We start from the raw sequence: 26,175 nt of genomic DNA on the forward strand, positions 1-26,175 counted from the left end.
CCGGCATGACCCGTGTGAACAGCCCCAGAGCACGCTCCGGACGCCACTCGTCGCGGCTACTGGTTGTTCTGTCGCCCCAGGAAACGCGGGATATTCAACGAGGAACCATCGTCATCCTCGTCGTCGTCCTCTTCCTCGGGCGCCCCGCCGCGGGACAGTTTGGCCATCCGTTCGAAAAGCGTGCCGCCGCCGCCACTCTGCGGGGGAGGCGGTGCTGGCCGATTTTCCTTGCCGCCGTCGCCTGCAACGAGCCCCCGGCGACGGGTCGGCGCAGGCTCATCGGCCGGTGGCGCCTCGGCGGCATTGTCTTTCGGCTCACCCTGAGCCCTGGCATTGGCCTCGTCGCCCAGCAGCAACTCGTCGGACGGTTCGTCTGCCTCAGCCTTGGTCATCGAACCAAGGTCGAGCGTGTCGTCATCGTCCGGCCCTTCGTTCGCACCGGCTGGCGCGCCGAAAGGCTTGCTTCCCGAGCGTGCCGGAGCCCCGAAGTCGCGCTCCTCATCCTCGGAATTGCGCAGTCCGGCGAGCGGATCGACGATGTCGTCGACATCCTCGCCCTCACCATCGTCCTCGTAATCCTCGTCGTCGCCATAGACGGCGGCGGGTTTAGGGGTGTGCGGAGCCTGCGGCGCATCATCGCCCCACGGGTCACGCGAAGCTTCGCCCGATGCCTCCCCCGACGACTGCGGTGCCTGAACCGGCTCGCGCCGCTCTTGCTCGACCGCTTCGCTATCGGCGCGCGAGAAGTCGAGCACCGGACGTTTGGCCTGCCTCGGCTCGTCCGCGGGTTCGGGACTGCGCGGCTGCGGCGCCGGGTTGGCTGCGGCACGCGGAATGGCGGTCTGCCCATCGCTGCCCTCTTCGATCCCGGTGGCCACCACCGACACGCGAATCTTGCCTTCCAGATTGGGGTTGAAAGCCGAACCCCAGATGATGTTGGCGTTATCGTCGACCAGTTCGCGAATGTGGTTCGCGGCTTCGTCGACTTCGAGCAGCTTCATGTCCTCGCCGCCGATGATCGAGATGATGACGCCCTTGGCGCCCGCCATCGACACACCTTCGAGCAGCGGATTGGCGATCGCCTGCTCGGCAGCTTCGCGGGCACGATTTTCGCCCTCGGCCTCGCCGGTGCCCATCATCGCCTTGCCCATTTCCTCCATGACCGACTTCACGTCGGCAAAGTCGAGGTTGATGAGGCCCGGCATTGTCATCAGGTCGGTTATCGAGCGCACGCCCTGCTGCAGCACCTCGTCGGCAAGCCGGAAGGCTTCCTTGAAGGTGGTGTCGCGATTCGCGATCAGGAACAGGTTCTGGTTGGGAATGACGATCAGCGTATCGACCTGGCGCTGAAGCTCTTCGATCCCGGCCTCGGCGGCGCGCATCCGGCGCGTGCCTTCGAACAGGAACGGCTTGGTCACCACACCCACGGTCAGCACGCCCTTGCGGCGCGCGGCTTCCGCGATCACCGGAGCCGCCCCGGTGCCGGTGCCGCCGCCCATCCCGGCCGCGATGAAGCACATGTTCACCCCGTCGAGCGCATCCTCGATCGCCTCGACCGTTTCCTCTGCCGCCGCCTTGCCCAGTTCGGGCCGCGCGCCCGCGCCCAGTCCGCCGGTGCTTTCCGGCCCGAGCTGGATGCGATTTTCCGCAGGCGAAGTACTGAGCGACTGGGCATCGGTATTGGCGACGATGAAATCGACGCCTTCGATCTCGGCCTCCATCATGTTGGCGATGGCGTTGCCGCCAGCGCCGCCTACACCGATAACCGTGATCTTGGGGCGCAGATCGTCCGAAGGGTCGGGGCCGATATTGATACTCATAGGGTCTTCACTCCGCGAAATCGGCGGGGTGGATACCGATTTCTCAATGGTTTCATGTGGCAGATATCACCGGGCTATTTAATGGATATCCCCGATCTTTTCCACATAACTCGCCCAAGCAATGCGAAGCGAGCGGGGTCCGGCGTCAGAAATATTCGCGACCTGCCCGCCATACGCGATTGATGAGCCCGATACCACTCATGCGCGACTGCGACTGATACTTCGCCTTCACCGTGCGGATATCGACCGGGTCTTTCGCGGCGTAAAGGCACAGGCCGACCAGCGTCGAGAAACCGGGTGTGGCATGTGCGGGCGGAAGCCCGCGCAGGACCTGCGGCTTGCCGATGCGCACCGGGCGGCCCAGCGCATTCTGGACGAACTCTGCGCTGCCGGCCAGTTCCGCGCCGCCGCCGGTGAGCACGACCGGCCCACCCTTGGCGCCGATGAAGTCCATGGCTTTCAGCGCCTTGCCGACCTCATCGGTGAGGCGGCCGAGCTGTTCGGTTACGACCGCGACCAGATCGGCGCGATTGATCGAGCCTGCCCGCGGATCGCCATCGGGATCGACCGGCACCTGCTCGCGATGATCGCTCGGGCTGGCGAGCGCCGAGCCGGACACGCACTTGAGCCGCTGGGCGTGCTGTCGCCGAATGCCGAACGTGCTCGCGATGGCATCGGTAATATCGCCCGAGCCCAGCGGGATCGCCCGCATCGCCTGGACCATCCCGTTGCGCAGCACCGCGACATTGGTGACATCGCCGCCGATCTCGATCAGCGCGGTGCCAAGCTCACGTTCTTCGGGCGTGAGGCTGGCATGGGCCGACGCGATCGGCGCGGCGACCACGCCCTCCACCGTCAGATGTGCGCTCTGCACCGCGGTGATGATGTTGCGGATCGGCGCGCCATCGGCGAGCAGGATGTGGACGTCGACGCCCAGCTGCTCGGCATAAAGGCCGACCGGGTTGGCGACGCCGTGGGGGCCGTCGACCGAATAATGCGCGGGCTGCGCGTGCAGCACCATGCGCCCGTCGGGCTCCAGCGTGTCGCGCGCGGTGACCAGCAGGTGGTCGACGTCTTCCTCTTCGATCCGGCGCCCGTGAATGGGGATTTCGACACGCGAGATGCGGCTGGCGAGTCCGGCGCCCGCGCATCCGACCCACACGCTCTCGATCGCGGTGCCCGCATCCTTCTCCGCCCGCTCGACCGCTTCGCGGATCGCATGGGTCGCGGCCTGGCTGTCGGTCACGTAACCGCGCCGCACGCCCGCGCTCGCCCGATGCGAGGACCCGAGCACGATCAGCTCGCCGCCCTCGGTCAGGCCCATGATCATGGCGGAAACCCGGAAGGAGCCCAGATTGATCGCGCCGAACACGCGGGAGATGCGCGCCGCACCCATTATTCGGCCCTTTCCTTGCTGCTGGCGAAGCGATCCGCCCGGCCCGGCTCGCGCAGGACATAGCGATCGGGCACGCGCAGATCGATCACGGTCGCCTTGCCGCCGAGCAGGCGATAGAGCCCGTCCATCCGCGCGAAATCGATGAAGGCATCCGCCGCCTCGTCCTCGCCCTGAGGCAGCGCGAGGATCTGGCCGGTCTTGAACACGATATTCCAGCGCCGCTCGCCGATCCGGTGCGCGCTGGCGATCTGCGGCTGGAGCGCGGGCGCGGCGGCGAGCACGCGGTCGAGCGAGTCGATCTGGTCCTTCGCACCCGCACCCGAAATGCGCAGCATGCCTGCCGCATCTTCCTCCGCGATCGGATCGAGTTCGATCCCGTCGCGGTCGATCAGCACCAGCCGGTCGGGCTTGACCAGCACCGCGTGCGGCGTGCGTTCCTGAATGTCGATTACCAGCTTGTCGGGCAGCTGGCGCGAAACACGCGCCTCGGCGATCCACGGCATCCGCTTCAGCTCGGTGCGGATTTCCGCAAGGTCGAGCAGCGGCATCGGCGTCCCGCGATGCTCCATCACCTCTTCGTAGACCTTCAGGCGGTTCATTCGCTCGACCCCGGTCAGGTCGATATTGCGCATCTGGAACCCCGCTGATCCGGCGGAGGCTGCGATCTGCTGGTGCATCAGCGCAGGCACGCCCGCGGCGCTCGCAACCCACCAGGCGAGCGCTGAAGCGCCTGCGAGGATCGCGAAGAAAAAACCGCCCTGCAACTGCTTCTGGCTGATCGGCAGGGCGGATAGCGCGGTGTTGACCACGCCCTTGCTCTGCCGGGTCGCTGCCCGCGCCTTTGACGCACGCGAGCGCGAATTGGCGGCCCGCCGAACCCCTTGCGCCTTACGCTTGACCTTGCGCGCCATCTTTCCCTCCCGAGTGGCTCAGTGCGTCCGCGATGATCGTTTCGACCAGATCCTCGTAACTCATGCCGACATGTCGCGCTTGCTCGGGCACAAGGCTGAGCGGCGTCATCCCGGGCTGGGTATTGGTTTCGAGCACGAAAAGGCCATCGACACCCTGCTCATCGTCCCAGCGAAAATCGGTGCGGCTGGTGCCCCTGCAGCCCAGGATGCGATGCGCCTCGCGCGCGTAGTGCATGCAGGCTTCGGCAATATCCTGAGGTATCTCGGCCGGGCAGACGTGGCGGGTGCGCCCGTCGGTATACTTGTTCTCGAAATCGTAGAACCCACTCTCGACGATCAGTTCGGTGACGCCCAGTGCCTTCTCGCCGACTACTGCCGTCGTCAGCTCGCGGCCCCGGATATAGGGCTCGGCGAGCAGTTCAGGGAATTCCTGCCACGGGCCCTTGGCATCGGGGCCGATAGGATTGCCGTAATTGCTCTCGTCGGAGACGATCGCGACGCCGACGGACGAGCCTTCGTTGACCGGCTTGAGCACATAGGGGCGCGGCAGCGGATCGCTAATGTAGAGGTCCTCCGACTTCACGATCCGTCCGCCCGGCATGGGGATACCGCGCGGCACCAGCGCCTGCTTGGTCAATTCCTTGTCGATCGCGATCACCGAGGTGGCGAGGCCGCTATGCGTATAGGGCACGCCCATCAGATCGAGCATGCCTTGCACCGTTCCGTCCTCGCCCGGCACGCCGTGGAGCGCGTTGAACACGATATCGGGCTTTACCTCCGCGATCCGCGCAGCAACCTGCCGGTCCATGTCGATCCGGGTGACGGTGTGCCCGCGCGCTTCAAGCGCCTTGGCGACGCCCTCGCCGCTCATCAGCGAAACGGGCCGTTCGTTCGCCCAGCCGCCCATCAGGACGGCGACATGGAGCTTGTCCGGCAGGATCACACCCGCGGTCCGCCCGAAGGGTAGAGCTGAATCTGGCCGAGCCGGATCCCCGGCGAGCAATCCTCCTCCCACGGAAAGGCGCGGGTGTCGGGATCGGGCCAGACGATCTGCATCGCGCGGCGCAGTTCCTTGCCATCGCGGTAACGGTGGAACCACATCGCGTAGCCAAAATGCCTTTCCCAGGCGCGCGGGTCTTCGATCGGGCGGGCGACGCAGTCGTAACCTTCGATAAGGTTGCCGATCGCCTTTCCGTCTGTGAGCTCGAGCCCGTCATCCTTGCACTGGTGAAACAGCGCATTGACCATCGAACCCGCGAGATCGCGTCTCAGGCTGTAAACCAGCACTTCGGGCTGACCCAGCGTATGCTCGAAACCGATCGAATAGCAGAACGTGGGCGCTTCCGGATTATCGGATGTGACATGCATCACCGACCAGCCGAATTTCTCGACGTTCTCGATAATTGCCTTCTGGTTGTCGTCCAGGGTTTCGCCTTCGCTCATTTCCGTCCCACTCTCTGAATTTCCCATTCCAGCTCGACGCCGGAGTTCTCGCGTACTTTCGCCCGGACATCCTCGCCCAGTTGCTCGATATCGGCGCTGGTCGCGGAGCCGGTGTTGATGAGGAAGTTGGTGTGTTTCTCACTCACCTGCGCGCCCCCGCGCATCATCCCGCGACAGCCGGCCGCATCGACCAGCTGCCAAGCCTTTTCGCCTTCAGGGTTCTTGAAGGTCGAGCCGCCGGTCTTCGTGCGCACCGGCTGGCTGTTCTCGCGGGCCTGTGCGATCCGCTCCATCTCGGCACCGATCGCCGCAGGGTCGCCAGCTTCGCCCTTGAGCCGTGCGCCGACCACCACCGCGCCTTCGGGCAGCTGCGAATGGCGATAGGTATAGCCAAGCTCCGCGACCGGCAGCGTCTTGAGCGATCCATTGCGCAGCACGACTTCGCATTCGACCAGCACATCGGCCGTCTCACGCCCGTAGGCGCCGCCGTTCATGCGCACGAAGCCGCCCAGGGTGCCGGGGATTCCGCGCAGGAATTCGAGCCCTGCGATGCCGGCATCGCGCGCGGTCGAGGCGATCAGTACGCCATGGGCCCCTGCTCCGCAGCGCAAGGTGTGGTCCGCTTCGGTTTCGATTCCGGCGAAAGGCTTGCCAAGGCGAATGGTCACGCCCGGCACACCCCCGTCGCGCACGATCAGGTTCGATCCCAAGCCCAGCGGCATGATCGGCACCGCCGGGTCAAGCTCGGCGAGGAAGGCGCGCAGATCGTCCACATCGGCAGGCTCGAACAACCAGTCCGCCACCCCGCCCGCCTTGAACCAGACGAGCTTGGCGAGCGGTGCGTTCTGCGTCAGCGTGCCACGCACTTTCGGGAGGGAAAGCGAGGCTCTCATGCCGGGACGTTCTCCAAGGCGCCCTGCAACTCGTCGGGCAGCCGCGCCGCCCACTTGGTGATGTCGCCCGCGCCGAGGCACAGCACGAGGTCACCCGGCTGGAGTTCGGGCGCGAGGGTCCGCACCAGATCCTCGCGATCGGCCACCGTTTGCGCCCGGCGATGGCCAAGTGACTTGATCCCCGCGACCAGCGATGCGGCATCCACTCCGTCGACCGGATCCTCGCCCGCAGCGTAGACCGGCGCGACATAGACCTGGTCCGCCGCGTCGAAACAGGCCTGGAAATCGCCCATCAACTCGCCCAGCCGGCTGTAGCGGTGCGGCTGCATCACGGCGATCACCCGCCCGCCGTTTTCCGCGGCATCGGCGCTCTCGCGCGCAGCGGAAAGGACCGCGCGGATTTCAACCGGGTGATGCGCATAATCGTCGATGACGGTCGCGTTGCCGCCGTCCACCGCGACCGTTCCGACCTTGGTAAAACGCCGCCGCACGCCGCCGAAGCGCGCAAACCCTTCCCGCACCGTCTCGTCCGAACAGCCCATCTCGAGGCTGACCGCGATCGCGGCGAGTGCGTTCTGCACGTTATGCCTGCCCGGCATCGGCAGGAACACGTTCTCGATCCGGCGATCCTGCGCCTGATCCCGGGGCCCTCGCTGGCGGACGATCACATCGAACCGGTTGCCGCCCGTCTCGGGCGTCACGTTGACCGCGCAGATATCGGCCTGGAGCGAGAAGCCGTAGGTGATGACTCGCCGGTCGCGCACCTGACCGATCACCGCCTGCACCTCCGGATGGTCCACGCACAGGATCGCCGCACCGTAGAAGGGCACGTTGTGGATGAACTCGACGAAGGCGCGCTTCACGCCGTCGAAATCGCCGTAATGTTCGAGATGTTCGGGATCGATATTGGTGACCACCGCGATGGTCCCGTCGAGACGCAGGAAGCTGCCGTCGCTCTCGTCCGCTTCGACCACCATCCAATCGGAATCGCCCATTTTGGCGTTGGACCCGAACTGTTCGATGATTCCGCCATTGATGACCGTCGGGTCGATCTTGCCGCAATCGAGCAGCCCGGCAATCATGCTGGTCGTGGTCGTCTTCCCGTGGGTACCCGCGACCGCGACGGTCGATTTCAGGCGCATCAGTTCGGCGAGCATTTCCGCCCGGCGGACCACGGGGATGCGGTGTTCGAGCGCCGCCTCGACTTCCGGATTGGTCCGCTTGACCGCCGACGATGTCACGACCACCGCGACCCCATCCACATTCTCGCGCGCATGGCCGATGGCAATATCGATCCCGCGCTCGCGCAGCCGCTCGACTGCGGGGCTTGCGGAGATGTCGGAGCCCTGCACCCGATAGCCGAGGTTGTGCATCACCTCGGCGATACCGGACATGCCGATCCCGCCGATGCCCACGAAGTGGATCGTGCCGATATCGGTGCCGACGCCCTTCAAGAGTTGCGCTCCCCGCCAACCTCGCGAGCGGCCCCCTGCCCGACCGCGACACCCTGCGAGGCACCGCGAGCGTTGTTCTTGCCTACCCGGATCACGTCCATCATGTCCGCCCCGCCGAAACTCTCTACGAGGTCGGCGAGGTCCTTCACCGCATCGGGTCGCCCGCAATTCCAGGCCTTGTGCGCCGCATTGCCGAGCGTGCCCGCCCGCTGGCTGAGCACCTGAATCTGGCGGGCCAGTTCCTTGGGCGTGAACGAACTCTGGCGGATCATCCGTGCCCCGCCCGCATCCACGATCTCGCGCGTATTGGCAGCCTGGTGATCGTCGGTCGCAATCGGCAGCGGGACGAGGATCGCAGGGCGCCCCACCGCCGTCAGCTCGGCGATGGTGGAGGCACCTGCGCGGCCGATGAACAGATGCGCATCGGCCAGCCGTTCGGCCATATTCTCGAAATAGGTCGCCAGCTCGGCCGGAATCTCGTGATTGCGATAGCGTTCGCGCACCGCGCCGACATCCTCGGGGCGGCACTGCTGCACCACCTGCAGGCGCTGGCGCAGCGCCGGCGGCAGCATCGCGAGGCCATCGGGCACGACCTGCGCGAGGATGCTCGCACCCTGGCTGCCGCCGGTCACCAGCACCTTGAGCAGGCTGTCTTCGGTAAAGGTCGGGAAAGGCTCGTCCCGCAGCGAAAGGACCTCGGCCCGCACCGGGTTACCCACCAGATGCGCCTTTTCGGCCCACTTGGATTTCATCCGTGCGACCGTGGGATAGGCGGTCGCGATCGCATTCACCCCGGGAGCGAGCAGGCGGTTAACGCGGCCAAGCACCGCGTTCTGTTCGTGGATCACGCTCGGCAGCTTGGCGCTGCGTGCCGCCAGCAGCGCGGGCAGCGTGGGATAGCCGCCGAAGCCGACCACCGCGCTCGGCTCGAAGCTTTCGAACAGCTGCTTCGCCATCTGGCGGCCTTCCATCACCTTGGCCGCGCCCTTGATCCAGCGGACCGGATTCTTGCCGAAGCGCCCCACCGGCATGATGTGCGCGGGCATGAAATCGGGTTTGCCCGGAATATTCGCGCCGCGCTCGTCGGTGATCAGCGCGACGTGGTGTCCGCGCCGCTCCAGTTCGTGCGCCAGCGCGAAGGCGGGCAGCATGTGCCCGCCAGTGCCGCCCGCCGCGAGCACGTAATGTCGATTGGCGCCGGTCATTGATTCCTCTCTCTGTCGAACAGCCCCAGGGGCTTCTCGAACACTGATCTGCGAAGGCCTGCGGTTTCCCGGGTCAAGAACGGGTTGCGGCGCGTCAGCGCGAGCAGCAGGCCGAAGGCCATGCATACCGCGATCGTCGACGAGCCGCCATAGCTGACCAGTGGCAGCGTCATGCCTTTCGACGGAAACAGCGAGAGATTGACGAGGATATTGATGAAGGCCTGTCCCCCCAGCTGTGCAGTGAGGCCGACCGCCGCGAGCAGCGCGAAGAAGTTCTCCTCGCTCGACACGCGTACCAGCACGCGCAGGACGATCGCAAAGAACAGCAGCACGATGCCAGCGCAGGCGAGCAGGCCGAATTCTTCGCCCACGACCGAGAAGATGTAGTCGGTCTGCGCCTCGGGCAGGCGGAACTTCGCGCGTCCGACCCAGAAGCCCACCCCGTCCCAGCCGCCCGCCAGCAGCGTGCGCTGGGCGAGGTCCACTTGGTCGTAATCGGTCCCGCCCGACAGCCAGGAGTCGATGCGATGCCGGGCATTGCCGTAAAAAGCATAGGCGAGGCTGAGCGCCGCGAGACCGCCTGCAAACAGAGCGGCGATGTGGCGGAAGGACACTCCGCCGAGCAGCACGATCACGAACCACACGCCGGTAAACAGGATCGCTGCGCCCAGATTGGGCTGTGCCATCAGCAGGATGACCACCAGCGCAAGCGCCGCGGTGACCAGACCGAAGACGGGCATGTGCGGGTCTTTCAGCCGCCAGCTCATGAGCCAGGCCAGTGTCACCGCAAAGCCGGGCTTGAGGAATTCTGACGGCTGGAACCTGAAACCGAGGTTCAGCCAGCGGCGCGCGCCATTCACCTCGTAACCGATGAACGGCACCAGCAGCAGCGCGGCCACCATGCTGAGCGATAGCAGGATCGCGAAACGCCGTGCGGTATCGCGGGTCAGCATCGACAGGCCGAGCATCGCGGTGATCCCTACTGCGAGCCAGCGAAGATGCGCCCACAGGAAATAGAGCGGCGGGAGCGTAACCTCATCGCTCGACAGGCGCTCGGCACCGGCAGGCGAGGCGGCGGCGATCGCGGCGCACCCCACCGCCATCAGCAGGACGACCAGGCCAAGCAGCACATGGTCCAGCTCGCGCCACCAGATCTTAAGCCGCGCACGAACCGGCACGCGCGGGTTCGTGCGGCCCGGCAGGTCGCTTGCTACGGCAGTGGCCGGGGCGATGTTCATTCAGATGCCCTCGCTGCGGGTGATTGCGTGAACGAGCACGCGAAACTGGTCGCCGCGATCCTCGAAATCACGAAACTGGTCGAAACTGGCGCATGCCGGGCTGAGCAGCACCGTCTCGCCCGGCCGCGCGACCTGCGATGCAAGCTCGATCGCCTTTTCCAGCGTGCCGGAGCGGCTGACGGGGCAATGCGGGGTCAGCGCCTCGGCAAAGCCGTCACCTGCCTCGCCGATGGTATAGGCGGCGGTGACGCGGCCCATGTATTGCTCGCACTCGCCCAGCCCCGGCTCCTTGGCGCGCCCACCGACGATCCAGTGAATCTTGTCGAATGCCGCCAAGGCAGGCGCGGCGGCGGCGGTGTTGGTCGCCTTGCTGTCGTTGACGTAGAGAATGTCGCGCGCTTCGCCGACCCGCTCCATACGGTGCGGGAGGCCGGGAAAGGTGCGCAAACCTTCGCGGATCCGCTCCGCCGTCAAGCCCAGAATGTCGCATGCTTCAATCGCTGCCGCCGCGTTTTCGAGATTGTGCGGCCCCTGAAGCGATGGCCAGTCCGCTTGCTCGCTCGCCGCGATGTCCCTGTGCTTGAAAACATCTTCGAGAATGCTCGCGATCGAGCCTTCTGCGAATTGTCCGAGGGAGCGCGCATCGGTGAATCGGGCAATCGAGTTCTGACCTCGCGTCTGCATCGCAAACAGACGTGACTTGCTCGCCGCGTAGGCTGCGAAGTCGCCATTATAGCGATCCAGATGATCCGGCGTGATATTGAGCAGCACCGCCACTTCGCAAGCGAGACTGAAGGTCAGGTCGATCTGATAGCTCGACAGCTCCAGTACGTAGACCCCGCCTTCGGGCAAAGGCTCCTGCTCGAGGATCGGCAGACCGATATTGCCGCCCATCGTGGTGGGGACGCCAGCGGTTTTCAGGATATGATGCACCAGTGCGGTGGTGGTGCTCTTGCCGTTGGTGCCGGTGATGCCGACAACCCGATGCGGCGGCAGATCGCCCCGGGCCTGCGCGAACAGCTCGATATCGCCGATTACCGGCACGCCGAACCTGTCGGCATGCGGCTTGATCGGATGCGTGTTGAGCGGGACACCGGGCGAAACCACCACACCATCGAAACCCGTGAGGTCGATCTCGACCGGATCGGCCAGCGTCGCGCGGCCTTCGAATGGCGCGCGCGCCTCGCTACGCTCGTCCCACGCGGTCACCTCCGCGCCCGCCGAGAGCAGCGCGTTCACCGTCGCCCGGCCCGACCTCGCAAGGCCGAGGACCGCATATTTGCGGCCGTTCCAGGCGGGCGAGGCAATCACCGCAGCTTCAGGGTGCTGAGCCCGATGATCGCGAGCACGATGGCGATGATCCAGAAGCGGATCACGACCTTCGTCTCGCTCCAGCCGAGCTGTTCGAAATGGTGGTGGACGGGCGCCATGCGGAAGATGCGCTTGCCCGTGCGCTTGAACCAGAAGACCTGGATGATGACGCTGAGCGCCTCGAACACGAACAGCCCGCCGACGATGGCGAGCACGATTTCGTGGTGGCTCGCGACAGCGATTGCGCCGAGTGCGCCGCCAAGGGCAAGCGACCCGGTATCGCCCATGAAGACATTGGCGGGCGGCGCGTTGAACCACAGGAAGGCGAGCCCCGCCCCCATGATGCAGGCACAGAAGATCGCGAGTTCGCCCGCACCCTCTACGTAAGGAATGCCGAGATATTCGGAAAAGTCAGCACGGCCTGCGAGGTAGGCGATCAGCGCGAACGTGCCCGCAGCGATGATCACCGGCATGATTGCCAGCCCGTCGAGCCCGTCGGTCAGGTTCACCGCATTGCCCGCCCCCACGATCACGATGGCCGCGAAAACGTAGTAGAACGGCCCCAGCGGGATCGCCTGGTCCGACACGAAGGGCACGTAGAGCCAGGTGTTGATCTGGCTGACGATGATATAGGCCGCGATGCCTGCGACCACGAATTCCATCAGCAGTCGGACCTTGCCCGAAACGCCCTTATGGCTGTTCTTGGTGACCTTGTCGTAATCATCCATGAAACCGATCGCGCCGAACCCGATGGTCACGGCGAGACAGGCCCAGACAAACGGATTGCTCAAGTCCATCCACAGCAGCAGGCTGAGCACCATCGCGATCAGGATCATCAGACCGCCCATCGTTGGCGTGCCAACTTTGGCGAGGTGGGTCTGCGGCCCGTCTTCGCGGATCGGCTGGCCTTTGCCCTGCCGCACGCGCAGCATGTCGATAAGCCGGGGGCCGATCAGCAGGCCGATGAACAGCGCGGTGAGGATGGCCGCGCCCGCCCGAAACGTCTGGTAGCGGAAGAGATTGAAGACCCCTTCGAACTCGAACATTTCCGCTAGAAAATAGAACATTGCGCGTCGATTCCTTAGCCTTGGCCGATCCTCAAGCCCGGTTTACGAAGTGATCGACAAGGCGGCCCAGACCGACGGAGTTGGACCCTTTGACGAGGATCGCGTCTCCGGCATTCAGGCCGAATTCTTCCAGCATGGCAATCGCTTCGGCAGGCCCTGCGCAATGGGCGAAGGCCGTTGCATTGCCAAGGCTCTTCGCGCCCGCCGTCCCCATCTTGCGCACCAACGGCTCCATCGCGTCTCCGACGAGGACGGCGAAATCGACGCGCGCATCGACGATCGGCTCGGCCAGCTGTTCATGGAAACGGGAGCTGAAAGCGCCCAGTTCGGCCATTGAGCCGAGCACCGCGATACGGCGGCTGGCAGGCGTGTGGCCCAGCTGGGTCAGCGTCGCGCGCATCGAGGCGGGATTGGCATTGTAGCTTTCGTCGATCAGCGTCGCACGGCCACCGGCCGCCGCGATCGCATGGCGTGCGCCGCGCCCCTTCAGGCCGCCCATCTCGCCCAGCGCGACGCCTGCCGCACCCAGATCGCCACCCACGGCATAAACGGCCGCCATCACCGCCAGCGAGTTGTCGATCCAGTGCTCACCCGGCTCGGCGACCGAATAGCACAGGCGTACGTCGTCGATTTGCGCGGTGACGAGCGAAGCGCCGCCGTTGGCAGCGGGGATCGCATCGAGCAGACGGACCCGCGCGCCTGCGGTCCGGCCGAAGCTGAAGATATCGGCCCCGGCTGCCTCGGCATGAACGCGCAGCCGCTCGAACTGGGGACTGTCGGCGGGGATCACCGCCGCACCGCCCGGCTTCAGCCCGGTGAAAATCTGCGCCTTTTCGTCCGCAATCCCCTCCAGAGTGCCCAGGTTCTCGATATGGGCGGGGGCAATGGTCGTGATGACGGCGACGTCGGGACGCACATGCTCGGCCAAAGGCGCGATTTCACCGGGGTTGTTCATTCCCATTTCGAACACGCCATACCGCGCCCGCGCGCCGAGCCGCGCAAGGCTGAGCGGGACGCCAACATGGTTGTTATAGCTGCGGACAGAGCGATGCGCCTGCCCTCTGCTCGAGCGGTCGAGCGCAGCGAAAATCGCCTCCTTGACGCCCGTCTTGCCGACCGACCCGGTCACCGCGATCCGCTTCGCACCGCTGCGCGCACGGGCTGCGGCGGCAAGCGCATGAAGCGCGGCGGTGGTATCCCTGACCAGCACGTGCGGGCCATCGACCGGGCGATCGACGATCGCGGCGGTAGCCCCGGCGGCGAACGCCTTGTCCACGAAGCGGTGGCCGTCCATCGCCTCGCCCTTCAGCGCCACGAACAGGTCGCCCGGGCGCACATCGCGGCTGTCCATTTCCACTCCGGAACACTGGAACTCGCCCGATGCTTTGCCGCCCGTCGCGCGGGCGATCTCGGCTGAAGTCCACAAGGCCAGCGGCAACGCATCGCGCTGCGTCGTGGGCCATGCACGCAGGCGCGGATGGGCTAGCACGGCGACGCTCATTCGCCCTGCTCCGCTGCATCGGTGTTGATCCGCGACGCTTCTTCGCGCGCGACAGCCGCGTCGTTGAACGGTAATACCCGCATGCTCTCTCCCGAACCGATGATCTGGCCTTCCTCGTGGCCCTTGCCTGCGATCAGGACGATGTCGTCCCGATCCGCACATTCGATGGCTTGCGCGATGGCTGCACGCCGATCCGCAACCTCGCGCGCATTCGCGCCCGCACCTTCCAGCACCGACCGGCGGATCGCGCCGGGGTCTTCGCCACGCGGATTGTCGTCCGTCACGATGACCACGTCGGCGAGACGGGAGGCGACCTCGCCCATCGGCGCGCGCTTGCCGGTGTCCCGATCGCCGCCCGCGCCGAACACCACGATCAGCTTTCCGGTCACATGCGGGCGAAGCGCCGCAATGGCGGCCTCCAGCGCGTCGGGGGTGTGGGCGTAATCGACATAGACCGGCGTGCCGATCTGCGTGATGACCGCACGCTCCAGCCGTCCGCGCACCGGCTGCAGCCGACTCACTGCATCCCACAGCCGCATTTCGTCGGCGCCGGTGACCAGCGCGAGCGCTGCGGCGGTGAGCGCATTGGAGGCCTGATATTGCCCGATCAGCGGCAGGCGGATCGTGCGCCGCTCGCCATTGCGGGCAATCTCGATGCCCTGGCCCAGCTGGGTCGGCTCCTGCTCGATCAGCGTGATGTCTTCGCCATGCGGGCCGACCGTGAACACGCTGAGGCCGCGCCGCTGCGCATGTCCGCGCGCCTTGGCCGCCCACTCGCTGCCATCGGCCCAGATTACCGTCGTGCCGTCATCCGCCACGACCTCGTCGAAGAGACGCATCTTGGCCTCGAAATAGGCCTCCATGCTTTCGTGATAGTCGAGGTGGTCGCGGCTGAAATTGGTGAAGGCCCCGGCGATCACGCGGGCGCCTTCGTTGCGATACTGGTCGAGCCCGTGGCTGGAAGCTTCGTAGGCGATGTGGGTCACGCCTTCGCGCGCGAGCCCGGAAAGATTGGAGTGGAAAGTCACGATATCGGGCGTGGTCAGCCCCGTGGAGACGCTTTCGTCCTGCGTGGTAACGCCCAGCGTGCCGATGCTGGCGGATCGCTCGCCCAGCATGCGCCATAGCTGGCGCGTCATCTCGACCGTCGAGGTCTTGCCGTTGGTGCCGGTCACGGCGACGATCGTTTGCGGGGTCGGGGTGAAGAAGCGCGCCGCGATATGCGCGAAGGCGCGGCGCGGCAGATCGTCGGCGATATGCAGCGCGCCCTCGACCTTGGCCGAGCCGCGCGCGACGATCGCCACAGCGCCCGCCGCAATCGCGGCGTCGATGAAGTCCTCGCCATTGACGCTCGCGCCTTCGAAGGCACCGAAGATCGTCCCCGGCGCGACCTTGCGATGGTCGATTGCGAAGCCGGTGACGGGCGCTGCGTCATCGCTGCGCTCATGGCGCCCGGCCTGTTCGAGAAGGGTGTTCAGCTTCACTTGATCTCGCTCCGGATCAGGGGGCGCAGGTCCGAAATGTCGATATCGCGGCTGAGGTCGGGCCGCACGTCGAGCAGCGGGCCGATCCGCGGGACCAGCTTGCCCACGATCGGCGCGGCATTCCACGCCGCGGTGCGCTGGAACGAGCTCGCGGTCGTGCCCTTCGGCTCGTCGAGCATCGCCACGACGACATAACGCGGATCGTCCATCGGGAAGGCCGCGGCAAAGGTCGAAACGAGCAGCTTCTCCTTGTACCCACCGCGCGAAGGCTTTTCGGCGGAGCCGGTCTTCCCGCCAACGCGGTAGCCGGGTGCATCCGCGCTCTTGCCGGTGCCGTAAATCGCGATCATCCGCAGCAATTGCCGCATGCGTGCGCTGGTATCTTCCTTGAAGACGCGGCGGCCCCGCACTTCCTGGCCCGGCTCCACCTTCAGGAGCGTCGCGGGCCGCCAGATGCCGCCGTTGACCATCGCCGCGTAGGCCGAGGCAAGGTGCAGCGGCGTCACCGAAACACCGTGCCCATAGCTCACCGTCATCGTCGTGATCCGCGACCATTTCTCGCCCGGCCACAAGGGCTTACCGCGCGAAGGCAGCTCGATATAGGGGCGCTCGGCAAAGCCCAGATCGCGCATCGTATCGCGCAGCCGGTCGCCGCCGAGTTTGTCGGCGATACGGGCGGTGACGGTGTTGGAAGAGTGAATCAGCGCTTCGGGCACATTGAGCGTATCCCCGAGCGAGTGGCTGTCCGAAAGAGTGCGCCCCGCAACTTTCACCGGCTTTGCGTCATAGCGCAGGCTCAGATCGCGCACGATGCCGGCGTCGATTGCCGCAGCGATCGAGAGCGGCTTGAAGGTAGAGCCCAGCTCGTAAACCTGATGGGTCACACTGTTGAAGGAGTTGGCAGGCTGCTTGAGCCGCTGCTGTTCGGGCGTGCCGATCAGGTCCGACGGCTTGACGTCGTTCGGATCGAAGGAGGGGAGCGAGGCGAGCGCGATCACCTCGCCCGTGTCCACGTCCAGCACCAGCCCGGTCGCGCCGCGCGCGTTGACCGCGAGCATGCCCTTGCGCAGTTCGTCCTCCAGCGCGCCCTGCACCCGCAGATCGAGCGCGATGGCCGCCGGTTCGCCGCGATGCGCCGGATCGTTGAGCCGTTCGTTGAGGACGGCCTCCATGCCCAGATTGCCGACCTTCACGACGTTGCCGTCTTCATCCTCGCCGTCGGTGACGTAGCCGAGCACGTGCGCCGCCATCGACCCTTGCGGATAAAAGCGGTCCTTTTCCGCCGGCAGCTCGAGCGCAGGCTCCCCGATATCGAACACCCGGTTCGCTTCCTCGGGCAGCAGGCGACGGCGCAGGTACTGCCGCTTTCCGCTGGCCAGGCGATGCGCCATGTCGGCCTGGTCGATGTCGGGGAAGATTGCGGCGAGCGATGCCGCGACCTCTTCGGGCGTGTGGACCAGCGGGCTGCCGCCGTCTTTCATCTCCGAAGGATCGTACCACAGGGCGAAGGCATCGTAATTGCGCGCCAGCGGCAGGCCATTGCGATCGGTGATCTCACCGCGCGGCGGCAGCAGCCGCTGCTCCATCGACAGCTGGATATCGGGCCCGCCGAGCACGCCGAAAGCCGCGATGCGCAGCAGCGCAACGAGCGCGATCAGCCCGAACGCGGGCATCAGCAGGAGCGCGCGCATGCGCGCGACGAGCAGCGATTCGAGGCGCTTGTTGGCCACCCGCAGGGGGCCTGCGGCCACCATGCTGTCGATGGCGATACTCGCCATCAGTCGAGGCTCGCGAGCGCGAGATGCGCGTCCTGCTGCGCGGGCTCTGCATCGGACCCGTCGTCATCGTCGGCGGCTTCGTCCGGACCGGCGAGCGGAGAGACGAGCGCGGGATAATCGCTCGCTTCCATTTCGCGCGCAAAGCGGATCGGCTCGGGCGAACCGGGCGCACGCGGCGCGCTGAAACTCGCCAGCTCGCGCTCGGCTTCCATGAACTGGTCGGCGCGCGGGGGCAGATAGCCGAACTCGATCGCGTTCCAGTCCGCCAGCTGCTGCTGGTTGGCGCGCGTTTCGAACTCTGTTTCGAGCGCCAGCTTCTCGCGCTCGAGGTCCACGATCACCCGCTCGGCGCGGACGACTTCGCTCTTCACCGCGTTGACCCGGAAGGTCAGCAGCATGAAGCCACCGAAGACGATGCCGATGCAGATGGCCCAGCCGATCTGCCGCAGGCGGCTGCCTCTAACCATGGATCACTTCCTTTCGAGCCGGAGCTTGCGTGCGGGTCGCCGCCCGCAGGATGGCCGAGCGCGCGCGCGGATTGCGCGCCAGTTCGGCCTCGCCTGCGCGCACGGCCTTGGCGGGCCTGGAGAACGTGGTCGGCGGCTGCTCCGTGAGGGGAAGATGGCGGGAGCCGCCGCCGACCTGACCGGAAGCGTCCCGCAAGAAGCGCTTCACGATCCGATCTTCGAGAGAATGGAACGCGACGACCACCAGCCGCCCTCCCGGCGCGAGCAGGCGTTCGGCCGCGCCCAGCGCTTCGCGCAACTGGTCGAGCTCGCCGTTCACGTGGATACGGATCGCCTGGAAGGTGCGCGTCGCCGGGTCCTTCTTGTCGTGCGGCTTGTGACCGGTCGCCTTGCGCACGATCCGCGCCAGTTCGCCGGTCGTCGAGAGCGGGCGGGCAGAGACGATCGCGCGCGCGATCCGGCGCGACTGACGCTCCTCGCCATATTGGTAGATCACGTCGGCGATCTCGCCTTCGTCAGCGGCGTTGAGGAAGTCCGCCGCGCTCGGCAGGTCCGGGTCCATCCGCATGTCGAGCGGACCGTCCCCAGCGAAGGAAAAGCCACGCTCCGCCTGGTCGAGCTGCATCGAGGATACGCCGATATCGAGCACGATGCCCTGCACCTGTTCGATGCCCTGCTGAGCCAGCGCATCCGCCATTTCGGCGAACGGGCGGCGGTGGAGTACCAGCCGCGGCGGGTTTTCAGCGAGCTCCGCCCAGCCATCGGCGTTGGCGAGCGCGGAAGGGTCGCGATCGAAGGCATGCACCGTCGCGCCCGCAGCCAAGATAGCGCGGCTATAGCCGCCCGCACCGAAGGTGCCGTCGACGATCAGGTCTTGGGGCGAAAGCTCAAGCGCAGCGATCACTTCCTCGAGCAGGACGGGGACATGGGGGGACGGGGCGGAAGCGGTCACTTCTTCTTCCCCTTCGCACGCGCTTCCTCTTCGAGCGCACGGCATGCCGCCTTGGGCATCGCGAACTCGTGGCCCATCTCGTACAGCTTCGCCGGGTTCCAGAGGGTGAAGACACGCCCCGCGCTCAGGAAGAACACCGAATCCTCGATCCCGCCGAGGCCCCGCAGGAACTCGGGCATGATGAAACGCCCGCTGTCGTCGAACGGCATCGTCTCGAAATTGGTGAGCTGGATGGAGCGGATATCACGGTCGAACTCGCGCCCGAACTTGTAGGCCGCTTCCTCTTCGCGATCGAGCAGCGCCTCGACTTCGGCCTTTCGCGAGAGTCCGAACCCGACAAGACAATCCCACTTGTCGTGCGTGGTAAGGCACAGGGTCTTGCCTTCCGAAGAGGCTTTTACCGCGTTGCGGAAGGCGGGAGGCAGCGTGAACCGGCCCTTTTCGCTGCGCAGCGAAAAGGCCTGCCCGCTATATCCCTCGAACGCCTCCGACACTTGTCGCTCTTCCCCTGTGAGCCTTAAAACCCCGCAGACAGAGCTTCCCCGTGCGGAGGCGCGCCATGCACACCCCCGATCGCGTGGCACCCCACGCGCAGGTCGAATCCTGTCCGATGCTGGATTCGTAATATCGCGGGAAGGCTGGGGATTAAAGGGGAAACTTAGGAATCTCTGTGGAGATTGTGTTTCCAGAGCCAGTTTGCGGCAGTTTTCCGTGGCTCGCAAGCTTAAAATTTATGGTTACCAAGGGCACCACCCCTCCTCCGGTCGCCAATCCGGGAGCAAATAAAAGTATGATTTAAAGCGAAAATTCGCCTAATCGGCGGTCGCGTCCCCAAGCATCCCCAAAAGAGACCAGAAAATTCCCGCCCCTTCCCCGGTTTCCCGTTCGCTTTCGAAGATGGTCGCGTCGGCCATCAGCACGGCCCGCCCGGCTCCGATGGTGCAGACGGCGAGGAGGCCTTCATAATGCAGCTCGCAATCGGCCGGATCCCCGCCCGCCGCTGGCCTTTTCTCGAAGGTCCCGCCCAGTATGACCGGCACGCCGTCAGACCCAGCTGGCATCGCCTGCTCCGCGCCGTCCCCATCTTTCCCGTGGGCGTGCGCCCCATGACCTTGGGGACCGCGCCCACCCTCGTCTGCGACCAGTTGCAGACCCCAGCGCGCATGGATCGGGCCGGTCAGCGCGATCGCCTGGGGATTTCGCGGGTCGCCCAGCGCAAAGCGCGGCTCCCCGCTCAGCATCGGGTCCGCGACCAGGAACACCTGCCCCCCTCCCCGCACCCATTCGTCGAGCGCGACATACTCCGTCGGGGTGAGCGCATGCGGCTGGATCAACAGCAGGATGTCGGTTTGCGCGAGGCTGGCCCGGTCGAGCAGGTCGATCGGCGCAAGCGTGTTAGCCGCTTCCAGCTCGGCGCGAAGCCAGTGCCTCGTCTCGTCCTGCCCAGCCCCGCTCCTCAGAGCATCGGCCACGCTAGCCTGTGGCGCACGGTAGATCGGCAACGAGGTCATCAGGCCGAAACGCTGACCCTCCATCGCCTGCGGCGGCTGCGGCGACGATGCGCAAGCGGAGACCAGCAGGCTCGCCGCGAGCAGCGCGGCGCCCGCCGGATGCCTATTCAACGCGTGCACCCTCGCCGGTTTCGGGCAGTACCGGCCCTTCGGGCACCGGCTCTGCCTCGGGCTGTTCGGGAAGATCGGGAACGACGCCCGCATCGCTGAGCGGATCGCTACTCGTCTGCGTGGCGCTCGGCTCAACGGTCGGCGCGGCTTGTGGCACCGTGGTCTCTTCGTTCTGCAGGGCGCGCGTGGTGATGACGTTGGCAATGCTCACCGCGACGATCACGGCGACAACCCCGCCCAGCCCGGTCCGCAGGCGCTGCATGACGTCGGGATCCATGGTTTCGCGCTGGCCGCCGGAGGGGGCGTCGCGCGGAGCGTCCCGCGTGTCGCGGCGCTGGCGATCTGTGGTCAGGACCATGCCGGTAAAGGTAGAGGCCCACGCCGGGCCGTCAATGCGGGAAGCGGCGAGCCCCCGAACCGACAGGCCAGGACGCGGCGTCAATCGGCCAGCCAGTCGAACACCGGCAGGTCTTTCTCGCGCAGCCACGCGGCATTGAAGATCGTCGAGAGATAGCGGAAGCCGCTGTCGCACAGAATCGTGACGACCTGCGGAATTTCGCGCCCTTCGGCGACCAGCTGCCGGCCCAGCGCCACTGCGCCCGCGACGTTGATTCCCGAGGACAGGCCCAGACACAGGCCTTCTTCCTTCAGCAGCCGCGCGACCCATTCCAGCCCCTCCTCGTCGGAAATGCGGAACTGCGTGTCGATCGGCGCGCCGTCGAGATTGGCGGTGATGCGCCCCTGCCCGATCCCCTCGGCGACCGACGAACCTTCCGCCGCCAGCTCGCCATGCGCGAAGTAGTTATACAGCGCCGCGCCGTGCGGATCGGTCAGCGCGATGCGGACCTTTTCATCCTCAGCCTTCAGGCCCAGCCCGACCCCGGCGATCGTCCCGCCGGTGCCCGCCGCGCAGGTAAAGCCATCGATCCGTCCTTCCAGCTGCGCCCAGATTTCCGGCGCGGTGCTTTCGATATGGGCCTTGCGGTTGGCGCAATTGTCGAACTGGTTGGCCCAGATCGCGCCTTCGGTTTCCTCGGCCAGTCGACGCGAGGTGTGCACGAAGTGCCCCGGATTGGCGAACTTGGTCGGCGGGACGAGCACCAGCTGTGCGCCCAGCGCGCGCAGCGTGTCCATCTTCTCGCGGCTCTGATTGTCCGGCATCACGATGACCGTGGAATAGCCGAGCGCATTGGCGACCAGCGCAATCCCGATCCCGGTATTGCCGGCTGTCCCTTCGACCACCGTGCCGCCGGGCTTCAACGCGCCCTTCGCCTCGGCATCGCGGATGATCCACAGTGCCGCGCGGTCTTTCACCGAACCACCGGGATTGGCGAATTCGCACTTGCCATAGATGTCGCAGCCAGCCGCCTCGCTCGGCCCTTCGAGCCGGACGAGCGGGGTGTTGCCGATGAGGTCGAGCGCGTGGGGTAGCGGAGCAGGTGGTGTCATGGCATCCGCTTAGCGGGTGAGCGCATGGCGCAGCAACCGCGATAAGCTTGTCGGCCGGAAAGCCGCGCTTAGTCCTCGGGCGCGATCTGCACCTTGAGGCCGTCGAGATCGAAAGTGAATTCGATCTGGCACGACAGGCGCGAGGTTTCGACGCGGTGGTCGCTGCTTTCGAGCAGGTCGTCCTCGTCCTCGCTCATCGGCGGGAGCTTGTCGGTGAAGGCAGGGTCGACATGGACGTGGCAGGTCGCGCACGAACAGCACCCGCCGCACAGGGCCAGCAGCTCGTCGAAGCCGTTGTCGCGGATTGCCTCCATCACGGTCAGGCCATCCTCAACCTCGATCACGCGTTCGGTTCCGCTCCGGTCCAGCACGGTCAGTTTGGGCATCGTTCGTCCTTTTCTGTCGCGTGGGTCATCGAAGCGCCCCGCCATTGACGCGGCTGCTAAAAGCTGCGTTTCGGATTGGCAAGGGAAGGTGCTTCAAGGAGGCGGTTCGAATGGGCCTCAGCGCAGGTCAGATCAGGCATGGGCTCGATGCGGTCGCAGCGGACGATCCGCGCGTCGCGCGCGCGCTCAAGATTGCGGGCTATCCTGAACCCCGTATCCGAGAGCGCGGCCATCGCACCTTGCTGCGTACGATCGTAGGCCAGCAGGTGAGCGTCGCGGCAGCGGACAGCGTGTGGGCCAAGCTGGAGGCCGAGATCGGCAGCGAAATGGCGCCCGAGCGAATTATCGAAGCGGATTACGATACGCTGCGCGCCTGCGGCATGTCGCGCCAGAAGCAGGGCTATGCCCGCAGCTTGTGCGAACTCGTCGCGGCGGACGAGCTGGATCTGGAGAACCTGCCGGAAGACGACGAGGCAGCCATCTCCGAGCTCACGAAGATCAAGGGCATCGGGCGCTGGTCAGCGGAAATCTATCTGCTGTTCGCCGAAGGGCGACCCGACATCTGGCCCGCGGGCGACCTTGCGGTGCAGAAGGCGACCGGCAAGATCGTAGGCCTCGACGAAGCGCCGAGCGAGAAAGAGACCCGCGCCATCGCCGAAGACTGGCGCCCGCATCGCGGCGCAATGGCGGTGTTCACATGGCACGCCTATTACATACCGACGCTTTAGATCGGGCCCCGGGAATTCGGCGAAGGACCACCGCCAATGGAGCTGATCGCAAACGACGCCATTGCGGGCCGGAAAATCGTCTGGCAGTCTTGAAGCTTAGAGCTCGGCCGGGAGAAGTGCTGTGATTGGACGCCGCGAACTTCTGGGCATCGGGGTGGCGAGCACAGTGCTTTTTTACGCCGTCATGGGCAAAGGCCTGCACGGTGCGTGCGAGGGTGAAACCGAAGCCCTTTCGGCGCAGGGAATGCGAACAGCCGATTCATGAGCTGGTTGCGTTTATGAACGAAGCTCCATCGCTTTCAGCGGATGCTGTTACCGAATGGGTCGATGCGCGCGATATCGAGGTCGACTCCGACTATCCGGTCTCGAAGAATGTAGGGGGCGTGCTCTACACCTTCCTCTTCTTTCAAGAGTTCCGCATGTGGGGGCGGAAAGCTCGATCCGGAACCGATCCGGCTCAAGGAAATCAATCTTATCATAACGGTCGGCAATCAGGCGGCCTTCGAGTTCACCGTGGTCAGGAAGCAGTTCTTCCCTGCGGATGACGAGGGCTGCAATGGCCTGTTCGTGCATCCCGAATATTACGAACGGACCGAAACCGCATTCATTGCGCGGTTCCATGACAACAGGCTGGAGGGTTTCCGCGACTTCCCAGAGTGGTTCGCCTAGGCTCGGAACGACCGGATTGCTGAATCTGCAGCCGACGGAATTCAAATTCGGAGAGCCGGACGACCGTTGAAGAGCGTTGCCCACAACAATCCGCGCGCGATGGCCCTTTAGTCAATGTCCCTTTATACCGTAGCAAGGACGGTTTAGCATCGCGACAATCACAATCGGGGAGAGGTTTTCATGTTCCTTGGCCATAACGTCGCTCGCCGCTCGATTCTGGGCTTCGGTTGCGCTGCAGGCGCGCTCGCGCTAGCCGCCGTGCCTTCGATCGCCCGCAATTCCGGCGCACACAGCTCTGCCGCTCAAACGGACCCCAGCATGACCGCAAACACACCCGCCGCCTCGGCACCGATGATCCCGCGCGAAGCCCTGTTCGGCAATCCGACCAAGGCCGGCGGCCAGATCAGCCCCGACGGCAAATGGATTTCGTGGCTCGCGCCGTCGAACGGCGTGCTCAATGTCTGGATGGCTCCGGCTGACGACCTCGACGATGCCAAGGTCATGACCAAGGCCAGCGACCGCCCGATCCGCCAGTATTTCTGGGCACCGGACAGCCAGAGCCTGCTCTACATCCAGGACAAGGGCGGGGACGAGAACTTCCTGCTTTACGGCGTGAACGTGGAAACGGGCGTCGAGACGACGCTGACCGATTTCGAGAACACGCGCGTCCAGCTCGTCGGCGGGTCGGACAGGATCAAGGACAAGATCCTCGTCGGGCTCAACAACCGCGATCCTCAGTATCACGACGTCCACATGCTCGACCTCAACACGGGCGAGCTGACGATGCTGATCGAGAACGAGAGCTATGCGGGCTTCGTGGCGGACGACAATCTCGACGTGCGCCTGGCCCTGCGGCCCAATGCGGAAGGCGGAATGGATTTCTTCCGCGTGTCGGGCAATGAGGTGGAGGAAGAGCCCTTCGGGCGCACGGAGCTCGAGGATTCGCTCACCACGAGCCCGGCCGGGTTCACCACCGACGGCAAGACGCTCTACTGGCTCGACAGCCGCGGTCGCAACACCGCCGCGCTGATCGCGATGGATGTCGAGACGGGCGAGAAGCGCGTGATCGCGCAGGATGAGCGGGCCGATATCGGTGGCTCGATCAGCGACCAGGAAACCGGGGAGATCGAGGCCTATTCGGTCAACTATCTCAAGAACGAGTGGACCGCGCTCGATCCCGAGATCGGGGAAGCGCTGAAGTTCCTGGAAGCCAATCTCGAAGGCGAGTTCGGCATCTCCTCGCGAACCGAAGACGACACGAAATGGATTGTCGGCAACGATCCCGTCGTCGCACCCGCCAAGTCCTACCTCTTCGACCGCGAGGCGGGCACGCTCACCCAGCTTTACGTCACCCGGCCCGAGCTGGAAGGCGCGCCGCTGCAACCGATGCACGCGCTGGAGCTCAAGAGCCGCGACGGGCTCACCTTGCCCTCCTACCTCACGCTGCCGCCGGGTAGCGACAGCGATGGCGACGGCAAGCCCGACGCCGCCGTGCCGATGGTGCTGCTGGTCCACGGCGGACCGTGGGCGCGCGACGGCTATGGCTACAACGGCTATCACCAATGGCTCGCCAATCGCGGCTATGCCGTGCTGAGCGTCAATTACCGCGGCTCGACCGGGTTCGGGAAGGACTTCATCAACGCGTCCAACCTGCAATGGTCCAAGACCATGCATGACGACCTGATCGATGCGACCCGCTGGGCGATCGACGAAGGCATCGCGATCGAAGACAAGGTCGCGATCATGGGCGGCTCCTACGGCGGCTACGCCACACTGGTCGGGCTGACCTACACGCCCGACACCTTTGCTTGCGGCGTCGATATCGTCGGCCCGTCCAACCTCGAAACCCTGCTCTCCACCATTCCGCCCTACTGGGCGCCGATCATTTCGCAGTTCCACGAGCGGATGGGCAATCCCGAAACGCCCGAGGGCAAGCAGCTGCTGATCGACGCCAGCCCGCTCTACAAGGCGGACGAGATCATCCGCCCGCTACTGATCGGCCAGGGCGCCAACGATCCGCGCGTCAATCAGGCGGAAAGCGATCAGATCGTCGCTGCGATGAAGGAAAAGGGCATTCCGGTGACCTATGTCCTCTACCCGGACGAGGGCCACGGCTTCGCCAAACCCGCCAACAACATCGCCTTCAACGCGGTGACCGAGAACTTCCTCGCCACCTGCCTCGGCGGCCGGGCCGAACCGATCCGCGATACGGTGAAACAGTCGACCGCCGAAATCGTCGAAGGGGCGGACTTCGTCCAGGGCCTGAGCGCGGCGATCGAGTAAGGTTGTAACGGGCCCCTCATCCAAGCAGCGGTAGCGCACTGCATGCGCAACCTTCGCTATCCTTCTCCGTGAGGGAGAAGGATACGCAGCCTCGGCAGCTTGCTGCCCTAGGCGCAGT

At 65.6% G+C, this 26,175-nt stretch carries 24 protein-coding genes; 3 read left to right on the forward strand and 21 right to left on the reverse strand.

What is annotated here, in order from left to right:
• Window positions 1–56: 56 nt before the first annotated feature.
• The 21 genes from ftsZ to AAG612_RS05415 form a co-directional block, all read right to left on the reverse strand.
• A complete protein-coding gene (ftsZ, locus tag AAG612_RS05315) occupies window positions 57–1,820 on the reverse strand; it encodes a cell division protein FtsZ (RefSeq protein ID WP_342507944.1) in 1,764 nt (587 codons plus the stop codon).
• Window positions 1,821–1,965: 145 nt separating this feature from the next.
• Entirely contained in the window at window positions 1,966–3,216 is a 1,251-nt protein-coding gene (gene ftsA / locus AAG612_RS05320; protein WP_342507946.1) for a cell division protein FtsA, read from the reverse strand.
• Window positions 3,216–4,127 carry a cell division protein FtsQ/DivIB gene (locus AAG612_RS05325; protein ID WP_342507948.1) on the reverse strand — a complete coding sequence of 304 codons (912 nt, stop codon included), beginning with the start codon at window positions 4,125–4,127 and terminating at the stop codon, window positions 3,216–3,218. The genes ftsA and AAG612_RS05325 overlap by 1 nt, the downstream gene beginning before the upstream one ends.
• Window positions 4,105–5,070, reverse strand: a complete 966-nt coding sequence (locus AAG612_RS05330) for a D-alanine--D-alanine ligase (protein ID WP_342507950.1) — start codon at window positions 5,068–5,070, stop codon at window positions 4,105–4,107. Before AAG612_RS05330 ends, AAG612_RS05325 begins: the two co-directional genes overlap by 23 nt.
• Window positions 5,067–5,570 (reverse strand): DUF4262 domain-containing protein, encoded by a 504-nt coding sequence (locus tag AAG612_RS05335; protein ID WP_342507952.1) that lies wholly within the window; start codon window positions 5,568–5,570, stop codon window positions 5,067–5,069. The genes AAG612_RS05330 and AAG612_RS05335 overlap by 4 nt, the downstream gene beginning before the upstream one ends.
• Window positions 5,567–6,463 (reverse strand): UDP-N-acetylmuramate dehydrogenase, encoded by an 897-nt coding sequence (gene murB, locus AAG612_RS05340; RefSeq protein WP_342507955.1) that lies wholly within the window; start codon window positions 6,461–6,463, stop codon window positions 5,567–5,569. The genes AAG612_RS05335 and murB overlap by 4 nt, the downstream gene beginning before the upstream one ends.
• Window positions 6,460–7,917, reverse strand: coding sequence for a UDP-N-acetylmuramate--L-alanine ligase (gene murC, locus AAG612_RS05345; RefSeq protein ID WP_342507957.1), 1,458 nt, complete (start codon window positions 7,915–7,917; stop codon window positions 6,460–6,462). The genes murB and murC overlap by 4 nt, the downstream gene beginning before the upstream one ends.
• Window positions 7,914–9,122: an undecaprenyldiphospho-muramoylpentapeptide beta-N-acetylglucosaminyltransferase gene (murG, locus tag AAG612_RS05350; RefSeq protein ID WP_342507959.1), complete on the reverse strand. Its 1,209-nt coding sequence runs from the start codon at window positions 9,120–9,122 to the stop codon at window positions 7,914–7,916. Before murG ends, murC begins: the two co-directional genes overlap by 4 nt.
• The gene (locus AAG612_RS05355; RefSeq protein WP_342507961.1) at window positions 9,119–10,360 is read right to left on the reverse strand and encodes an FtsW/RodA/SpoVE family cell cycle protein; all 1,242 of its coding nucleotides are present in this window, start codon (window positions 10,358–10,360) and stop codon (window positions 9,119–9,121) included. The genes murG and AAG612_RS05355 overlap by 4 nt, the downstream gene beginning before the upstream one ends.
• Complete coding sequence (gene murD / locus AAG612_RS05360) at window positions 10,361–11,671, reverse strand: UDP-N-acetylmuramoyl-L-alanine--D-glutamate ligase (protein WP_342507963.1); 1,311 nt, start codon at window positions 11,669–11,671, stop codon at window positions 10,361–10,363. It abuts the gene before it with no gap.
• Window positions 11,668–12,738, reverse strand: a complete 1,071-nt coding sequence (gene mraY, locus AAG612_RS05365; RefSeq protein ID WP_342507965.1) for a phospho-N-acetylmuramoyl-pentapeptide-transferase — start codon at window positions 12,736–12,738, stop codon at window positions 11,668–11,670. The genes murD and mraY overlap by 4 nt, the downstream gene beginning before the upstream one ends.
• 31 nt (window positions 12,739–12,769) lie before the next feature.
• Window positions 12,770–14,239 carry a UDP-N-acetylmuramoyl-tripeptide--D-alanyl-D-alanine ligase gene (locus tag AAG612_RS05370; RefSeq protein ID WP_342507967.1) on the reverse strand — a complete coding sequence of 490 codons (1,470 nt, stop codon included), beginning with the start codon at window positions 14,237–14,239 and terminating at the stop codon, window positions 12,770–12,772.
• Window positions 14,236–15,723 carry a UDP-N-acetylmuramoyl-L-alanyl-D-glutamate--2,6-diaminopimelate ligase gene (locus AAG612_RS05375; protein WP_342507969.1) on the reverse strand — a complete coding sequence of 496 codons (1,488 nt, stop codon included), beginning with the start codon at window positions 15,721–15,723 and terminating at the stop codon, window positions 14,236–14,238. The genes AAG612_RS05370 and AAG612_RS05375 overlap by 4 nt, the downstream gene beginning before the upstream one ends.
• The gene (locus tag AAG612_RS05380; RefSeq protein WP_342507971.1) at window positions 15,720–17,501 is read right to left on the reverse strand and encodes a peptidoglycan D,D-transpeptidase FtsI family protein; all 1,782 of its coding nucleotides are present in this window, start codon (window positions 17,499–17,501) and stop codon (window positions 15,720–15,722) included. Before AAG612_RS05380 ends, AAG612_RS05375 begins: the two co-directional genes overlap by 4 nt.
• A complete protein-coding gene (locus AAG612_RS05385; protein ID WP_342507973.1) occupies window positions 17,501–17,968 on the reverse strand; it encodes a hypothetical protein in 468 nt (155 codons plus the stop codon). The genes AAG612_RS05380 and AAG612_RS05385 overlap by 1 nt, the downstream gene beginning before the upstream one ends.
• Entirely contained in the window at window positions 17,961–18,920 is a 960-nt protein-coding gene (gene rsmH / locus AAG612_RS05390; protein ID WP_342507974.1) for a 16S rRNA (cytosine(1402)-N(4))-methyltransferase RsmH, read from the reverse strand. Before rsmH ends, AAG612_RS05385 begins: the two co-directional genes overlap by 8 nt.
• Complete coding sequence (locus AAG612_RS05395) at window positions 18,917–19,414, reverse strand: division/cell wall cluster transcriptional repressor MraZ (RefSeq protein ID WP_342507977.1); 498 nt, start codon at window positions 19,412–19,414, stop codon at window positions 18,917–18,919. Before AAG612_RS05395 ends, rsmH begins: the two co-directional genes overlap by 4 nt.
• A gap of 318 nt (window positions 19,415–19,732) precedes the next feature.
• Window positions 19,733–20,542 carry a hypothetical protein gene (locus AAG612_RS05400; RefSeq protein WP_342507980.1) on the reverse strand — a complete coding sequence of 270 codons (810 nt, stop codon included), beginning with the start codon at window positions 20,540–20,542 and terminating at the stop codon, window positions 19,733–19,735.
• Window positions 20,535–20,900 carry a hypothetical protein gene (locus AAG612_RS05405; protein WP_342507982.1) on the reverse strand — a complete coding sequence of 122 codons (366 nt, stop codon included), beginning with the start codon at window positions 20,898–20,900 and terminating at the stop codon, window positions 20,535–20,537. The genes AAG612_RS05400 and AAG612_RS05405 overlap by 8 nt, the downstream gene beginning before the upstream one ends.
• An 80-nt stretch (window positions 20,901–20,980) precedes the next feature.
• Complete coding sequence (locus AAG612_RS05410) at window positions 20,981–21,991, reverse strand: cysteine synthase A (RefSeq protein ID WP_342507984.1); 1,011 nt, start codon at window positions 21,989–21,991, stop codon at window positions 20,981–20,983.
• Between the two features lie 68 nt (window positions 21,992–22,059).
• On the reverse strand, window positions 22,060–22,377 hold the full coding sequence (locus tag AAG612_RS05415) for a 2Fe-2S iron-sulfur cluster-binding protein (RefSeq protein ID WP_342507986.1): 318 nt from the start codon (window positions 22,375–22,377) through the stop codon (window positions 22,060–22,062).
• Between the two features lie 110 nt (window positions 22,378–22,487).
• On the opposite strand from AAG612_RS05415, the gene AAG612_RS05420 reads away from it, so the two are divergent.
• The 3 genes from AAG612_RS05420 to AAG612_RS05430 all read left to right on the forward strand — a co-directional run bounded on the left by AAG612_RS05420 (window position 22,488) and on the right by AAG612_RS05430 (window position 26,057).
• A complete protein-coding gene (locus AAG612_RS05420; RefSeq protein WP_342507988.1) occupies window positions 22,488–23,105 on the forward strand; it encodes a DNA-3-methyladenine glycosylase family protein in 618 nt (205 codons plus the stop codon).
• 125 nt (window positions 23,106–23,230) lie between these two features.
• The gene (locus AAG612_RS05425; protein WP_342507990.1) at window positions 23,231–23,650 is read left to right on the forward strand and encodes a hypothetical protein; all 420 of its coding nucleotides are present in this window, start codon (window positions 23,231–23,233) and stop codon (window positions 23,648–23,650) included.
• A 442-nt stretch (window positions 23,651–24,092) separates the two neighbouring features.
• Entirely contained in the window at window positions 24,093–26,057 is a 1,965-nt protein-coding gene (locus AAG612_RS05430) for a S9 family peptidase (protein ID WP_342507991.1), read from the forward strand.
• Window positions 26,058–26,175 lie beyond the last annotated feature (118 nt).

The organism is Citromicrobium bathyomarinum, assembly GCF_038594605.1.
Taxonomy (GTDB): Bacteria; Pseudomonadota; Alphaproteobacteria; order Sphingomonadales; family Sphingomonadaceae; genus Alteriqipengyuania; species Alteriqipengyuania bathyomarina_B.

Excerpts from the sequence above, each read along its gene's own strand:
- ftsZ (WP_342507944.1), bottom strand. The coding sequence starts at position 1,820 with ATGAGTATCAATATCGGCCCCGACCCTTCGGACGATCTGCGCCCCAAG.
- ftsA (WP_342507946.1), bottom strand. The coding sequence starts at position 3,216 with ATGGGTGCGGCGCGCATCTCCCGCGTGTTCGGCGCGATCAATCTGGGC.
- AAG612_RS05325 (WP_342507948.1), bottom strand. The coding sequence starts at position 4,127 with ATGGCGCGCAAGGTCAAGCGTAAGGCGCAAGGGGTTCGGCGGGCCGCC.
- AAG612_RS05335 (WP_342507952.1), bottom strand. The coding sequence starts at position 5,570 with ATGAGCGAAGGCGAAACCCTGGACGACAACCAGAAGGCAATTATCGAG.
- murB (WP_342507955.1), bottom strand. The coding sequence starts at position 6,463 with ATGAGAGCCTCGCTTTCCCTCCCGAAAGTGCGTGGCACGCTGACGCAG.
- murG (WP_342507959.1), bottom strand. The coding sequence starts at position 9,122 with ATGACCGGCGCCAATCGACATTACGTGCTCGCGGCGGGCGGCACTGGC.
- AAG612_RS05355 (WP_342507961.1), bottom strand. The coding sequence starts at position 10,360 with ATGAACATCGCCCCGGCCACTGCCGTAGCAAGCGACCTGCCGGGCCGC.
- mraY (WP_342507965.1), bottom strand. The coding sequence starts at position 12,738 with ATGTTCTATTTTCTAGCGGAAATGTTCGAGTTCGAAGGGGTCTTCAAT.
- AAG612_RS05370 (WP_342507967.1), bottom strand. The coding sequence starts at position 14,239 with ATGAGCGTCGCCGTGCTAGCCCATCCGCGCCTGCGTGCATGGCCCACG.
- AAG612_RS05380 (WP_342507971.1), bottom strand. The coding sequence starts at position 17,501 with ATGGCGAGTATCGCCATCGACAGCATGGTGGCCGCAGGCCCCCTGCGG.
- AAG612_RS05385 (WP_342507973.1), bottom strand. The coding sequence starts at position 17,968 with ATGGTTAGAGGCAGCCGCCTGCGGCAGATCGGCTGGGCCATCTGCATC.
- AAG612_RS05405 (WP_342507982.1), bottom strand. The coding sequence starts at position 20,900 with ATGGTCCTGACCACAGATCGCCAGCGCCGCGACACGCGGGACGCTCCG.
- AAG612_RS05410 (WP_342507984.1), bottom strand. The coding sequence starts at position 21,991 with ATGACACCACCTGCTCCGCTACCCCACGCGCTCGACCTCATCGGCAAC.
- AAG612_RS05415 (WP_342507986.1), bottom strand. The coding sequence starts at position 22,377 with ATGCCCAAACTGACCGTGCTGGACCGGAGCGGAACCGAACGCGTGATC.
- AAG612_RS05420 (WP_342507988.1), top strand. The coding sequence starts at position 22,488 with ATGGGCCTCAGCGCAGGTCAGATCAGGCATGGGCTCGATGCGGTCGCA.
- AAG612_RS05430 (WP_342507991.1), top strand. The coding sequence starts at position 24,093 with ATGACCGCAAACACACCCGCCGCCTCGGCACCGATGATCCCGCGCGAA.